At 64.1% G+C, this 13703-nt stretch carries 15 protein-coding genes and 1 pseudogene; 3 read left to right on the top strand and 13 right to left on the bottom strand.

The window, feature by feature from the left end; all coding sequences use genetic code 11:
* The 5 genes and pseudogenes from EN781_RS35200 to EN781_RS08915 form a co-directional block, all read right to left on the bottom strand.
* Window positions 1-141, bottom strand: a pseudogene (locus EN781_RS35200) (AP endonuclease); the annotation flags it as partial.
* Window positions 142-278: 137 nt separating this feature from the next.
* Window positions 279-1739 carry an AMP nucleosidase gene (locus EN781_RS08905; RefSeq protein WP_245455537.1) on the bottom strand — a complete coding sequence of 487 codons (1461 nt, stop codon included), beginning with the start codon at window positions 1737-1739 and terminating at the stop codon, window positions 279-281.
* A 180-nt stretch (window positions 1740-1919) separates the two neighbouring features.
* Window positions 1920-2114, bottom strand: coding sequence for a hypothetical protein (locus EN781_RS08910; RefSeq protein ID WP_126055745.1), 195 nt, complete (start codon window positions 2112-2114; stop codon window positions 1920-1922).
* A gap of 32 nt (window positions 2115-2146) precedes the next feature.
* Window positions 2147-2299 (bottom strand): hypothetical protein, encoded by a 153-nt coding sequence (locus EN781_RS34195; RefSeq protein WP_189347422.1) that lies wholly within the window; start codon window positions 2297-2299, stop codon window positions 2147-2149.
* A gap of 180 nt (window positions 2300-2479) precedes the next feature.
* Window positions 2480-2821, bottom strand: a complete 342-nt coding sequence (locus EN781_RS08915; protein WP_126055744.1) for a DUF2147 domain-containing protein — start codon at window positions 2819-2821, stop codon at window positions 2480-2482.
* A gap of 434 nt (window positions 2822-3255) precedes the next feature.
* Here EN781_RS08915 and EN781_RS08920 point away from each other — a divergent pair, with 434 nt between their 5' ends.
* Together EN781_RS08920 and EN781_RS08925 are read left to right on the top strand one after the other, a co-directional pair.
* Window positions 3256-3522: a sel1 repeat family protein gene (locus EN781_RS08920; protein WP_126055743.1), complete on the top strand. Its 267-nt coding sequence runs from the start codon at window positions 3256-3258 to the stop codon at window positions 3520-3522.
* Window positions 3523-3839: 317 nt separating this feature from the next.
* Window positions 3840-4961 (top strand): ABC transporter substrate-binding protein, encoded by a 1122-nt coding sequence (locus tag EN781_RS08925; RefSeq protein ID WP_126055742.1) that lies wholly within the window; start codon window positions 3840-3842, stop codon window positions 4959-4961.
* A 46-nt stretch (window positions 4962-5007) separates the two neighbouring features.
* On the opposite strand, the gene EN781_RS08930 is transcribed toward EN781_RS08925, so the two are convergent.
* From EN781_RS08930 to EN781_RS08945, 4 genes are all read right to left on the bottom strand, one after another.
* The gene (locus tag EN781_RS08930) at window positions 5008-6984 is read right to left on the bottom strand and encodes an acetyl/propionyl/methylcrotonyl-CoA carboxylase subunit alpha (protein WP_126055741.1); all 1977 of its coding nucleotides are present in this window, start codon (window positions 6982-6984) and stop codon (window positions 5008-5010) included.
* Window positions 6985-7033: 49 nt separating this feature from the next.
* On the bottom strand, window positions 7034-7411 hold the full coding sequence (locus EN781_RS08935) for a hypothetical protein (RefSeq protein ID WP_126059168.1): 378 nt from the start codon (window positions 7409-7411) through the stop codon (window positions 7034-7036).
* Between the two features lie 111 nt (window positions 7412-7522).
* On the bottom strand, window positions 7523-8062 hold the full coding sequence (locus EN781_RS08940) for an O-acetyl-ADP-ribose deacetylase (protein WP_126055740.1): 540 nt from the start codon (window positions 8060-8062) through the stop codon (window positions 7523-7525).
* A 1-nt stretch (window position 8063) separates the two neighbouring features.
* Entirely contained in the window at window positions 8064-9671 is a 1608-nt protein-coding gene (locus tag EN781_RS08945; RefSeq protein WP_126055739.1) for a carboxyl transferase domain-containing protein, read from the bottom strand.
* Between the two features lie 247 nt (window positions 9672-9918).
* Here EN781_RS08945 and EN781_RS08950 point away from each other — a divergent pair, with 247 nt between their 5' ends.
* Window positions 9919-10311 (top strand): hypothetical protein, encoded by a 393-nt coding sequence (locus tag EN781_RS08950; protein ID WP_127399913.1) that lies wholly within the window; start codon window positions 9919-9921, stop codon window positions 10309-10311.
* 17 nt (window positions 10312-10328) lie between these two features.
* On the opposite strand, the gene EN781_RS08955 is transcribed toward EN781_RS08950, so the two are convergent.
* The 4 genes from EN781_RS08955 to EN781_RS08970 all read right to left on the bottom strand — a co-directional run.
* Window positions 10329-11492: an isovaleryl-CoA dehydrogenase gene (locus EN781_RS08955; RefSeq protein WP_126055737.1), complete on the bottom strand. Its 1164-nt coding sequence runs from the start codon at window positions 11490-11492 to the stop codon at window positions 10329-10331.
* A 52-nt stretch (window positions 11493-11544) separates the two neighbouring features.
* Window positions 11545-12174: a TetR/AcrR family transcriptional regulator gene (locus EN781_RS08960; RefSeq protein WP_126055736.1), complete on the bottom strand. Its 630-nt coding sequence runs from the start codon at window positions 12172-12174 to the stop codon at window positions 11545-11547.
* A gap of 53 nt (window positions 12175-12227) precedes the next feature.
* Window positions 12228-12512, bottom strand: a complete 285-nt coding sequence (locus tag EN781_RS08965) for an acylphosphatase (RefSeq protein ID WP_126055735.1) — start codon at window positions 12510-12512, stop codon at window positions 12228-12230.
* Window positions 12513-12631: 119 nt separating this feature from the next.
* Window positions 12632-13703 (bottom strand): pyridoxal phosphate-dependent aminotransferase (locus tag EN781_RS08970; RefSeq protein ID WP_127399914.1); only part of this gene is annotated, 1072 nt, incomplete at its 5' end.

Raw genomic sequence — 13703 nt, forward strand, 5'->3', positions numbered from 1 at the left:
CGCCAGGAGCGCGATCAGCACGGCCAGATGAACGCGGAAATGCGAGAAGGAATCGAAGGCCGGATGCAGCGTGCCGAAAAACCCGGCAATCAGGGCGGCCGCGAACGCCATCATCGCCAGGAATGTCACCCCGGCTGTCATGTTAGAGCGCGATCCACCTGATCTCATCTGCCTGACTACTCAATGCCGCTGGCAACCTGTCCGGCTTGCTTATCCGTCAAATTGCGGCCCGATCAAGACGACGAGTTGCCTAGCCGGTTTTTGCAGCTGGTGACCGCCTATTGGAAGGCAGTCTCGGAAAAGCTCCTGAGTTTGCGCGAATGCAGCCGCTCCATAGGCATTCCGGCCAGCTTCTCCATCGCCTTGATGCCAATCGTGAGATGCTGCGCCACTTGCCTTTTGTAGAACTCGGTCGCCATGCCCGGCAGCTTCAGCTCGCCATGCAGCGGCTTGTCGGAGACGCACAGCAGCGTGCCGTAGGGCACGCGGAAGCGGAAGCCGTTGGCGGCGATGGTCGCCGATTCCATGTCGAGCGCGATGGCGCGCGACTGCGACAGCCGCTGCACCGGTCCGCGCTGGTCGCGTAGCTCCCAGTTGCGGTTGTCGATGGTGGCGACGGTGCCGGTGCGCATGATGCGTTTGAGGTCGTAGCCGGAAAGCCCGGTGACCTCGGCGACCGCTTCCTGCAGTGCCACCTGGATCTCGGCTAGCGGGGGGATCGGCACCCAGACCGGCAGGTCGTCGTCCAGCACATGGTCCTCGCGCACATAGGCATGCGCCAGCACATAGTCGCCAAGCGCCTGCGTGTTGCGCAGGCCGGCGCAGTGGCCGAGCATCAACCAGGCGTGCGGCCTCAGCACCGCGATATGGTCGGTGATCGTCTTGGCGTTGGAGGGACCGACGCCGATATTGACCATGGTGATGCCGCCATGGCCGGGCTTCTTCAGATGATAGGCCGGCATCTGCGGCAGGCGTTGCGGCGGCGTGCCTTCGGCGGGCACGCTCGACCCGGCATGGGTGATCACGTTGCCGGGTTCGATGAATTCGGCATATCCGCCGCCGCCATTCTCCATCAGATCGCGTGCGCGGGCGACAAATTCGTCGATGTAGAACTGGTAGTTGGTGAACAGCACGAAGTTCTGGAAATGCTGCGGGCTGGTCGCGGTGTAATGCGTCATGCGGTGCAGCGAATAGTCGATGCGCTGCGCCGTGAACGGCGCCAGCGGCCGCGGCTCGCCGAACGCCACTTCGAACGTGCCGTTGGCGATCTGGTCGTCAGTGCCGTCGAGGTCCGGCACGTCGAACAGGTCGCGGATCGGCCGCTGGATACGCTCGGCGGCGCTGCCGTCGACATAGGTGCCCTCCAGGAAGGCGAAATGCAGCGGAATAGGCGTGGTCGATTCCGACACCGTTACCTGGACGCCATGGTTGCGCATGATCAGCCGAAGCTGCTCGACAAGGTAGTTTTCGAACAGCGCCGGCTGGGTGATGGTGGTCGAGAAATGTCCGGGCGTCGGCATGTGGCCATAGGCCTGTCGCGAGTCGACCTGGCTGAAGGAGGTCGTGGTGACGCCGATCTCGGGATAGAAGGCCCGGTAGCGCTTGTTGCTGTCGCCGCCGGCGGCCAGTGCCGCGAAGGAATCGCGCAGGAACTTGGTGTTGCGGTCGTAAAGCACCTGCAAGGCCGCGACCGCCTTCTTGGCGTCGTTGAAACTCTGCCTGCCGAAAGGCTCAGGCATGACGACCGATTCGATGGCTTGGGGGTAGATTCGCTTTTCCATGGCTCAATATAGAGAGTTGGAAGAGCGGTTGGGAGGGGGAGGCGGGCGCGAAGGCGGCCAAAGTGCCGATTTTTGTCCGCGTCTTGAGATGGAAGTGAGATCAGATCAGCCTCGGCCTCGCCTGAGTATCGACGTGTTTCAGCCGCGCTGCAGGGAGACCAGCAACACGAAGCCGACGCCCGACTTCCGCGGCGAGGGGGCCTCGATCGTCGAGCCGTTATCGGCCCGCATCATCGGCACCGCCAGCACCGGGGCGGCAAGCAGCATCAGGATGAGCGCCGCCCGCGGCAGGAGCCGGAGGATGTTCAGGGCGCTGGTGGTGATGCGGTTCATGGTCGTTGCTTCTCGTTTGAGGGTTGGTCGGTTCAGCGGATGAAATGGTTCATGCAGCCCGGCCGGCAGGCATTGGCGCCATCCCAGGCGCGGGCCGGGCGTCCGGCCTCGGCCACCAGGATGGCGAAGAGCATGCCGAATAGGCTCATCAGCAGGCAGACGATGGTGAAGCGGCGGGCGAGCATTGCGTTGGTCCTCTCCTTCAATGCCGAGGAGAATGCCCGAGCGCCGCTGAACCGGCTCTGATGCCGGTATTCATCTGCGGTTCAAGTTCGTTGCTGAAAATTTGGTGGCGCGCCTGCCGCCGAAAAAGAAAACGGGGCCGCGAAGGCCCCGTTTTCAGGTGATGGCGGCGAAGGCGCCGATCAGAGCTTGTGCCAGGTCTGGCTCTTGCAGAGCAGGCCGCCGAGCACGCAGCCGCTCATCTTGAGCGAGGTGCCCGAAAGCGTCGCCTTGCCGGCATAGGTCTTGTCTGTTTCCGGGTCGGTTATGCTGCCGGCATATTTGTTGTCGCCGGCCGCCTTCAGCGAGCCGATCGTCTTGCCGGCGAACTTGCCGGTCTTCAGCGTGATGGAAAACGCGCCGCCGCCGCCGATCGCCGCCGTCTCGCCGGATTGCGTCTTCCAATTGCCCTCGATCGGATCGGCAAAGGCCGCGCCGGCCATGATCAAGGTGGCCGCCACGGCCAGGCTCACTTTTCGCAACATGTCTGTCCTCCCTATAGGTTCAGGTGGGCCCCGTCCCGCCTTCCTACCCCTTACGCAAACGTAAGCTAGTCCAGCTTCCGGCAAAACAAAAGCGGTGCCGCCGGGGAAGGTTGCAGGATTTTGCCGCCCCTCTTCAACGCGGAAATGAACGGGCCGCTTCGTGGTCTTTGGTTCCCGTGGTTAGCGGAGTCTTGATCCGGTCGTTAGAAGTTTTCGTCAAATTTGCCGCAAACAGGCTCAACTGCGGGCTTTGTATGCTTAACGAATTTAAGCGTTTACCTCTTGTTTTAGCTTTGTTTTCCTCAAATTAAGCACGCCATTTAACGACGGATTCAAGGCTCGGCTTCATCCTCGAAAGCATCGAAAGAGCGGCCCCCCGAGGGATACCAAGGGACAGAAGGAGGCAGCTCTCGGGAGCCAGACAGGGGATTGAAATGGCACGTTTTGAAATGCTTGAAGGCGGCTTCGGCGCCATGGGAGCAACCGCCCAGGCCGACATTCTTTTCGAACTGGGCATGATGTATGCGACCGGCCGCGACTGCGAGACCGACGTCGTTGCCGCCCACAAATGGTTCAACATCGCCGCGATCAAGGGTTCGGTCCGCGCCGCTGAGCTGCGCTCCGAACTGTCAGCGGCAATGTCGAAGGCCGAGATCGCCAGGGCGCTGCGCGAAGCGCGCGAATGGATGACGATGCACTGAGGGATATCCGAGGGGGCCAAGGCCGCGCAGACGGCCGGCGCCAGGGACAAGGCCGCGGCAAGACGGTCGGACGAACAGGAAGACAGGGATGCGACCGGGCGCGGGAGTGTTCGGGGAAGCTCGATTGGCAAAAGCTGCGACCGGCCGGGACAAGGCCGGCGCGGCTTTTGCCGTTTTAGGCGGTTCGCGATACATTGCAGGCCCAATCGAGTGCCGGCAATGCGCCAAGACATGCCGGGCGAAGGATGAAATTGTCCGGCCTCTCTGAAAGAAGCGCGGCCGAAACGGCCGCGCGCCAGTGGAGGAGTTCTATCGCTATGAAAAAATTGGGTATTTTGAGCGCGGCCGCATTGGGCCTGATGATGAGCGCGCCCTTGGCCTTCGCCGATGACATCACCATTTCCGTGGTTGGTCCGATGACCGGCCAGCTCGCCACCATCGGCGACCAGTTCAAGCAGGGCGCCCAGGCCGCCGCCGACGCCATCAACGCCTCCGGCGGTGTCAACGGCAACCAGATCAAGCTCGACGTTCAGGACGACCAATGCGATCCGAAGCAGGCGGTTTCGGTCGCCAATCGCATCGTCGCCGACGGCACCAAATTCGTCGACGGCCATGCCTGCTCGGGTTCCAGCATTCCCGCCTCCGCCGTCTATGCCGAGGCCGGCACGCTGATGATGAGCCCGGCCTCCTCAAATCCGGAGCTGACCGATGCCGCGGCCAAGGCCGGCTGGCCGACGATCATGCGCCTCTATACGCGCGACGATGCGCAGGGCGCCTTCATCGGTCCGTGGATCGCCAAGAAATATGCCGGCAAGAACGTCGTCATCCTGCATGACAAGAGCGCCTACGGCCAGGGCGTGGCCGACGCCGTCAAGGCGACGATGAATGCCGGCGGCCTCAAGGAAGTGGATTACGAAGGCATCAATGCCGGCGAGAAGGACTATTCCGCCCTTGTCACCAAGCTGAAGGAGCTGAAGGCCGACGTCGTCTATTTTGGCGGCTACCATCCGGAAGCCGGCCTCATCCTGCGCCAGGCGGCCGAGCAGAACGTCAAGTTCCAGCTGATCATGCCGGACTCGATCGCCACACCGGAATTCTGGCAGGTTTCCGGCCCGGCCGGCGAAGGCACGATGTTCGTCTTCCCGTCGGATCCGCAGGCGAAGCCCCAGGCCAAGGATGCCGTCGCCAAGATCAAGGCCGGCGGCTTCGCACCGGAAGGCTTCACACTGTTCTCCTATGCCGTGGTCCAGGCCTTCGCCGAGGGCATCAAGCGCGCCGGCAGCGACGATCCGGCCAAGGTCGCCGAAGCGCTGAAGAACGGCCAGCCGATCAGCACCGTGGTCGGCGACGTCGTCTTCGACGAGAAGGGCGACCTGAAGAACGCCAGCTACGACATCAACCAGTGGCACGATGGCAAATACGCGCCGATCCAGCCGTAGTCGTTCTGCATCCGGATTGAGATGGCCGGGCTCATCCCGGCCATTTTCATTTGGAGTGGCTACCTTGCGCCTCATCTACGAAGCGCACCAGCACTGTGCCGTCGCTCACCTGCGCGCCCTCGGCCGCAACCTCGGCGATCACCCCGTCATGCGGGGCTGCGATTGTGTGCTCCATCTTCATCGCCTCCAGGATCAAGAGCGGCTGGCCCTTGATCACGGCATCGCCCACCCCGGCGCGCACCAGCTTGACCAGCCCGGGCATCGGCGCGCGCAGGCTGCCGGATGCCGCGGCCGCATCATCGGCCTTGGCCAGCGGATCAGGCACCGCGAAGGAATAGCCGACCGCGCCTTCGAACACGGTGACGTGTCCCGGCCATCGGGCGGTGCGCGGAATGGCCCGCAGATCATGCGAATTGATCGCGTCATGCGGCGCTTCCAGCGCCACCTGGAAGCGGCCGTCCGGCCGTGCCGAGACCCGCGCCAGGATATCTTCCTCGCCGTGACGAAGCCTGATACGTCGCGCTACCGTGTGGAAGTGTGCATAGCCGGCAAGCGACGCCCACGGGTCGCCGCCGGTGGCGGGGGCGCCTGCGCCGGTCGCCGCGAGCGCGGCGGCGGCGATGGTCTCGTCGCTTGGCGGGGGCAGGGCGACCAGCTCATCCTGGTGCCGGCCGATCAGCCCGGTGTCGACGTCGCCGGCCGCGAAATCGGCATCAGCCGCGAGCGCGGCGAGAAAGGCGGTGTTGACCGTCGAGCCGGCCACTTCGGTCTCAGCCAGCGCCTTGCGCAGCGCCGCAAGCGCTGCGGCCCGGTCCTTGCCGTGCACCACCAGCTTGGCGATCATCGGATCGTAGAAGGGCGAGATCTGATCACCCGCGCGCACGCCGGTCTCGATCCGCATGGCGGCATGCTCTGGCGCGGTTTGCGGGAATTTCAGGTGGTGCAGCGTGCCCGTCGCCGGCAGGAATCCTCTGGTGGCGTCCTCGGCATAGATGCGCGCCTCGAAGGCATGGCCAGCGAGCTGGAGTTCGCCTTGCGTCTTCGGCAGTTTCTCGCCGGCCGCGACCCGCAGCTGCCATTCGACCAGATCGATGCCGGTCACCATTTCGGTAACCGGATGTTCGACCTGCAGGCGCGTGTTCATCTCCATGAACCAGAAGCGGTCGGCCTTCAGCCCCTGCGAGGCGTCGACGATGAATTCGATCGTGCCGGCGCCTGAATAGCTGATCGCCTTGGCGGCCTTCACCGCGGCCTCGGTCATCGCCTTGCGCAGCACCGGCGTCATGCCTGGGGCAGGCGCTTCCTCGATCACTTTCTGGTGGCGGCGCTGCGCCGAGCAGTCACGCTCGAAGAGATGCACGGCATTGCCGAAATTGTCGCCGAACACCTGCACTTCGATGTGGCGCGGCTTGTCGACGTATTTTTCCACCAGCACGCGGTCGTCACCGAACGCCGCCTTTGCCTCACGCCGCGCACCGGACAGCGCCTCGGAGAAATCGTCCGGGTGGTCGACGCGGCGCATGCCCTTGCCGCCGCCGCCGGCGCGCGCCTTGATCAGCACGGGATAGCCGATCTCGCGCGCTTTGGAGGCCAGGAGCACGATCTCCTGCGCTTCGCCGTGATAGCCAGGCACAACCGGCACGCCGGCCTTCTCCATCAGGCGCTTGGCCGCGTCCTTCAGCCCCATGGCGCGGATCGAAGCCGCCGACGGGCCGATGAAGACGAGCCCCGCCGCCGTCACCTGATCGACGAACTCGGGATTCTCCGAGAGAAAGCCGTAGCCGGGATGGATGGCCTCGGCACCGGTGGCGAGTGCTGCCGCGACGATCCTGTCGCCGCGCAGATAGCTTTCGCCGACCGGCGAGGGTCCGATATGGACCGCCTCGTCGGCCATCCCGACATGCAGGGCCTTCGCATCCGCATCCGAATAGACGGCGACGGTGCGCAGGCCCAACCTTCGTGCCGTGCGGATGACGCGACAGGCGATCTCGCCGCGATTGGCGATCAGGATCTTGCCGAACATGGAGCTCCCCGGTTTTGCCTCGGTCGGCGCCAGTCGGGCGAGCGTCGGCCTACTTCGAAGCTGCGATTTCGCAGCCCCCGCTCGCGGTCTTGACCCTCCACCTCTTCAAGCCCGCCTGGCAGGATCGTAGCGCCCGCTCTTCCGCGGCCTTTTGCGACGGAGCGTTCAGTCCCGAGCCGCAGATGATGTAGAGGTCGACGACGCGCGAATAGAAGGTCGTTGCATAGGCCGAATGGCCACTTGCAGCCACATAGTCCTTGTAGGCCCTGGTGCATTCGTCCTTCGCGCTGCCCGGCAAATACGGAGTGAATCGTTTGTCGCCGACCTTCCCGGCCAGCGATTGCGCCGCGCCGGCTCCGGCCGCAGCGCATATAAGCAATCCCGCAAGTATCGAAACAGTCGTCCGTCGAAGATAATTCGGCTTCATTTTCACCCCATGCCCATAGCAAAATGCAGGGTGAGCAGTAGCGTCTATTTTTCGGTGCGGCTAGTCCGAAATCGAAAAGTCCTATTTGAAACTGTAAATCGTCCCTGCCGCTCATAAAGTTCTGTCTCCGCCAAGAGCAGCAACGGTCTCTCGGTATAGTTCCGCCATTTGCTCATCAAAGCAGCAAAAAGTGACGGTTTCCGGTACCGCGGTCTGGCTCAGGAAGGCATCTACGGTGCCGACAGCAATCTCGGTCGCTTCATCCTTCGGGTAGCCATAGATGCCAGTCGAGATCGCCGGAAACGCAATCGTGCGGCATTGCCTCCCGGCGGCAATTTCGAGCGAACGCCGGTAGCAGGAGGCGAGCAGGTCGGCCTCGCCCTTGCCGCCGCCCTGCCAGACCGGCCCGACCGTGTGGATGACGTAGCGCGTCGGCAGCCGGTAGCCCTTGGTCAGCTTGGCATCGCCGGTCTTGCAGCCGTTGAGGGTCCGGCATTCCGCCAGGAGTTCGGGCCCGGCCGCGCGATGGATGGCGCCGTCGACGCCGCCGCCGCCGAGCAACGACGAGTTGGCGGCGTTGACGATGGCATCAACCGCCAGCTTCGTGATGTCGCCGGTATGAATGCGGATCCTTTGTCCGGTTTCGTTCATCTCACATCCTGAACACGCCGAAGCGCGTCTCCTCGATCCCGGCATTGAGCGCGGCGGAAAGGCTGAGCGCCAGCACCTCGCGCGCCTTCGCCGGATCGATGATGCCGTCGTCCCACAGCCTCGCCGAGGAATAGAGCGGGTGGCCCTCATGCTCGTATTTCATCAGGATCGGCTTCCTGAATTTGGCTTCCTCCTCGGCGCTCCATTCACCGCCCTTGCGTTCGATACCCTCACGCTTGACCATCGCCAGCACCGTTGCCGCCTGCTCGCCGCCCATCACCGAAATGCGCGCATTCGGCCACATCCACAGGAAGCGGGGCGAATAGGCCCGCCCGCACATGCCGTAATTGCCGGCGCCGAACGAACCGCCGATGATCATCGTCACCTTCGGCACCTTGGCGGTGGCGACCGCCATCACCAGCTTGGCGCCATCCTTGGCGATGCCGCCGGCTTCGTACTTCTTGCCCACCATGAAGCCGGTGATGTTCTGCAGGAAGACCAGCGGAATGCCGCGCTGGCAGCAGAGCTCGATGAAATGCGCGCCCTTCAGCGCGCTTTCCGAGAACAGCACGCCGTTGTTGCCGAGGATGCCGACCGGCATGCCGTGCAGATGGGCAAAGCCGGTCACCAAGGTGGTGCCGTAATTCTGCTTGAACTCGTCGAACTCCGAGCCGTCGACGATGCGCGCGATCACCTCGCGCACGTCATAGGGCTGGCGCAGGTCCGTCGGCACGATGCCGTAGAGTTCATGCGGGTCATGAAGCGGCGGATTCGGTTTCTGTAAGTTCAGACTTACCGCCTTGTTCCGATTGAGATTCCTGATGATGCGCCGGCATATGGCCAGCGCATGTTCGTCATCCATCGCATAGTGGTCGGCGACACCCGAAAGCCTGGTGTGCACGTCGGCGCCGCCGAGTTCCTCGGCGCTGACATCCTCGCCGGTCGCGGCTTTCACCAGCGGCGGGCCGCCGAGGAAGATGGTCGCCTGGTTGCGGACCATGATGGTTTCGTCCGACATTGCCGGCACATAGGCGCCGCCAGCCGTGCAGGAACCCATGACGCAGGCGATCTGCGGGATGCCGGCCGCTGACATGTTGGCCTGGTTGTAGAAGATGCGGCCAAAATGCTCGCGGTCGGGAAACACCTCGTCCTGGTTGGGCAGATTGGCGCCGCCGCTATCGACCAGATAAACGCAAGGCAGGTTGTTCTGCAGCGCGATCTCCTGCGCGCGCAGGTGCTTCTTCACCGTCAGCGGATAGTAGGTGCCGCCCTTCACAGTGGCGTCGTTGACGACGACCATCACCTCCGTGCCCTCGACGCGGCCGATGCCGATGATGATGCCAGCGGCGGGAATGTCCTCGCCATACATCGACCATGCCGCGAACTGGCCGATCTCGAGGAAGGGCGAGCCGATGTCTAGCAACTGCGCAAGGCGCTCGCGAGGCAGGAGCTTGCCGCGCCCGACATGGCGCTCGCGCGCTTCGTCAGAGCCGCCGCGTTCGATGCTTGCAGCCTTCTCGGAAATGTCGGCGACGAGGGCGCGCATGCGCTCGGCGTTGGCGCGGAACGTGTCGGAGGCTGGGGAGATTTGGGATTGCAATGTGGCCACGTTGTTCCTCTCACCCCTCTTGATGCCGCGACGGAACCAGTGTAACAGCCCGCGCCCGGATGCCGCGCGCCAGGCATGGCATCCTTTTTACTAGTGACACCCTCAGGAGGCGACGATGAAAGGCATCGATATGCGTTTCACCAGATGTCTCCCTTCGGCCATGGCCTGACGCCGCCGAAGGGCGGCTTTCCACGTCCCGATTTTGAGCAAGAGGAACACGGCGCCTGCAAGCGCTGTGGGTGTCACAATGTATTTGCGGTTTGTAACGCCGCTGATCCATCCGAAGAGCCGGGTGGAGACCGGCTTTTTCCATGCGTCCTGGTATCTGTACCGGAACGGCTGCCCGGACTGGATCCATGACGAACTGGAGGATCAGTTCGACTGGTTCAATCGGCATCTGCCCATTCCTGGCCGGGTTGGCCGGCATTTCAAGCGCCGGAACTCGATCTGGGGCGTCTGCTGGTTTCACCCGGATGCCAGGGAGGCGATCAGCCGCGCGCGCTATTGTGCCTGGCTGATCGAGGAGGGCGGCTTGCCGGTGCGGTCGATAACGTCGGCGCGCCAGTGCGAGGTTCTGTGGCGCGACGCGCACCAGATCGTCGCCAAGCCAACCGACGACCTGCCCAAGGCGTTCGGCTGAGTTGGCGGAGGGGGACATCAAACTCCCTCCGCCATGATCTCGCGCCCGATCAGCCAGCGGCGGATCTCGCTGGTGCCAGCGCCGATCTCGTAGAGCTTGGCGTCTCGTAGAAGCCGGCCGGTCGGATAGTCGTTGATGTAGCCATTGCCGCCGAGCAGCTGGATAGCGTCGAGCGCCATCTGCGTTGCCTTCTCGGCCGCGAACAGCACGCAGCCGGCGGCGTCCTTGCGCGTGGTCTCGCCACGATCGCAGGCGGCGGCGACCGCGTAGACATAGGCGCGCGCGGCATTCATCGTCGCGTACATGTCGGCGAGCTTGCCCTGCACCAGCTGGAACGTGCCGATCGGCTGGCCGAACTGCTTGCGCTCATGCACATAGGGGATCGCCACGTCGAGGCACGCCGCCATCAGCCCGATCGGACCGCCGGCCAGCACCGCGCGCTCATAGTCGAGACCCGACATCAAGACCTCGACACCACGCCCTTCCTCGTGCAGCACGTTCTCGAACGGCACCTCGACATTCTCGAACACCAGTTCCCCGGTGTTGGAGCCGCGCATGCCGAGCTTGTCTAGCTTCTGCGCCACCGAGAAGCCGGCGAAATCCTTCTCGATGATGAAGGCGGTGATGCCGCGCGAATGGCGATCCGGGTCGGTCTTGGCATAGACCACCAGCGTCCCGGCGTCGGGACCGTTGGTGATCCACATCTTGGAACCGTTGAGCACATAGCGGTCGTTGCGTTTCTCGGCGCGCAGTCGCAGCGACACCACATCGGAGCCGGCGCCCGATTCCGACATCGCCAGCGCGCCGACCTTCTCGCCAGAGCAGAGGGCAGGGAGGTATTTCTCCTTCTGCGACGACGTTGCCCAGCGGTTGATCTGGTTGACGCAGAGATTGGAGTGCGCCCCGTAGGACAAGCCGACCGAGGCCGAGGCGCGCGAGATCTCCTCTACCGCCACGACATGGGCGAGATAGCCCATACCGCTGCCCCCGAATTCCGGATCAGCGGTGATGCCAAGCAGGCCGAGCGCGCCGAGCTCCGCCCACAGATGCGCCGGGAATTCGTTGGCGCGGTCGATCTCGGCCGCGATCGGCGCGATCTTCTCCTGCGCGAAACGCCGCACAAGGTCGCGCAGCGCCTCGATGTCCGGATCGAGCCCGAAGCTCAGCGTGTTCGTGTACATGCCGTTCCTCCCTGCGTATGCCCCGATCTTCGCGGGGGATCATGCGCGAAACTCAGAGCGCCACGACGTCCCTGGCGCGCCCTTGGCGGATTGTCGCGCCGACCAGGCGCATTGTCATCGAAAGATATGACGTGGTGACTTCGCCGATCGACAGCCGCTCGCCCGGCCGGAACCAGACGATGACGCCGGTCATCATCTGGATCAGCGCCATGGCGGTGAGCCCGATGTCGTCGATCGCAAAGACGCCGTCCTCCGCGCCGTCGCGCAGGATGGCGCGAAGTTCCTTCTCATAGGCCGAGCGCTGCTTGAGGATCAGCGTCAGCCGGTCGTGCGAAAGGCTGCGCAGCTCCATGTTCGAGACATGCGTGGCGTGGCGGCGCTCGATATGAAAGGCGATATGGTTTTCGACATAGGCGGCGAGCCGCGCCACCGGATCGGCGCCGGCCGGACGCGCCGCTTCCCAGGCCTGCAGCAGCCCTTCCATATGCTCGCGCATCAGCGTGAACAGCAGGTCTTCCTTGGTTGGGAAATAGCGATAGAGCGCGGCGGCCTGCACGCCGACTTCCGCCGCCAGCAGACGCATCGACATCGCCTCGTAGCCGAGGCGCGCGATTAGGCTCGCCGCCGCCTCGCGGACGGCCGCTTCGGTCTTTTCCCCGTCGGAACCCGTCGTCCGCGCCATGGTCGCTCCTTACTCTATTAATAAAACAAACGTTCAATTAATTCAAGGGGCGACTAGGCGATTATCCGGAAGTCAACGGGTGGGCTGTGCGGTTCCATTTGCTCGATCTCGACCGTCAAGACCACGGCACCCCTTGGCCCTTGCCACAAACGGTCGATCATTGTCGAAACGGCAGCGTCGGTTCCCGCGAGCATGGCCGTCACCGTGCCGTCGCTCTCGTTGCGCACCCAGCCGGTGAGCCCGAGCCGCACGGCTTCGCTCCGCGTCCAGACCCTGTAGCTGACGCCTTGCACCCTGCCATGAACGCTGGCCCGCACTGCCCTTTGCTGGTTGGCCATGACTTCGCTCCCTGCACAGAGTCTGGCGCGGAATCGAGCGAAAGCAACCGGCTTGAGGGGGTATTGCTATCGATGTTGGAGCTCGGCTCGGTGCCTGGACCAGCGGCGCCGCGCCGCTGTCAGTTCCCCCGCGCCGCGGCCAGCGCGCCGGGCAGTTCTTCGGCGAAGATGTCGAGCTCGTGATCAAGTCCGACGCTGACCCTTATGCAGCGGTCGAGCTTCGGCGCCATCGGTTTGCGGATGAACACGTCGCGCGACAAAAGTCCTTGCAGCACCTTCATCGCGAAGGCGCCGTCACTGCCACAGTCTATGGTGACGAAGTTGGTCGCCGAGGGCAGGGGCCTCAGCCCGTTGGTCTCGGCAATTGCGGCAATGCGCCGCCGGCCGGCGGCGACGCGCGCCACCACGCTTTCCAGGAAGGCCTGGTCGGCCAGCGCTTCGACACCGGCGATCTGCGCCATGCGGCTGACGCCGTAATGATTGCGGATCTTCTCGAAATCGCGGATCACCTGCGGCTCGGCCACCGCGTAGCCGCAACGTATGCCGGCCAGCCCATAGGCCTTTGAGAAGGTGCGCATGCGGATGACGTTCGGGCGGGACACGTCGATCGGCGGCAGCGCCGAGGCTGGCCCAAGCTCGCCATAGGCCTCGTCGAGCACAAGCATGGTGGTCTCGGGCAGCGCCTCGATGAAGCGAATGATCTCTGCAGCCTCCCACCAACTGCCCATCGGATTGTCGGGGTTGGAAAGGTAGACCAGCGGCGCCTTTTCCCTGACCACCGCCGCGAGCAGGGCGTCCAGGCTTTCCCGGTCATTCTCGTAAGGCACCGCGACCAGCCTTCCGCCGACGCCGGCCACATGGAAGTTGAAGGTCGGGTAGGCGCCGAGCGAGGTCACCACCGCGTCGCCCGGCGCCACAAACATACGCGCCACCAGGCTGAGCAGCCCGTCTATGCCTTCGCCGACCACCACATTGTCGGCGCCGACGCCGAGATGCGCGGCCGCGGCCTGCTTGAGGTCAAAATTGTCGGGGTCGCAATACATCCACATGTCGCCGGCGATGGCAGTCATGCGGGCAATGACACGCGGCGAGGGCCCGAAGCTGCTCTCGTTGGCGCCGATGCGCGCGCGGAAGGCGTGCCCGCGGTCGCGCTCCTGCGCCTCCGGACCGACAAACGGCACCGTCGAGGGA

Source organism: Mesorhizobium sp. M4A.F.Ca.ET.090.04.2.1 (assembly GCF_003999085.1).
Lineage (GTDB): Bacteria > Pseudomonadota > Alphaproteobacteria > Rhizobiales > Rhizobiaceae > Mesorhizobium.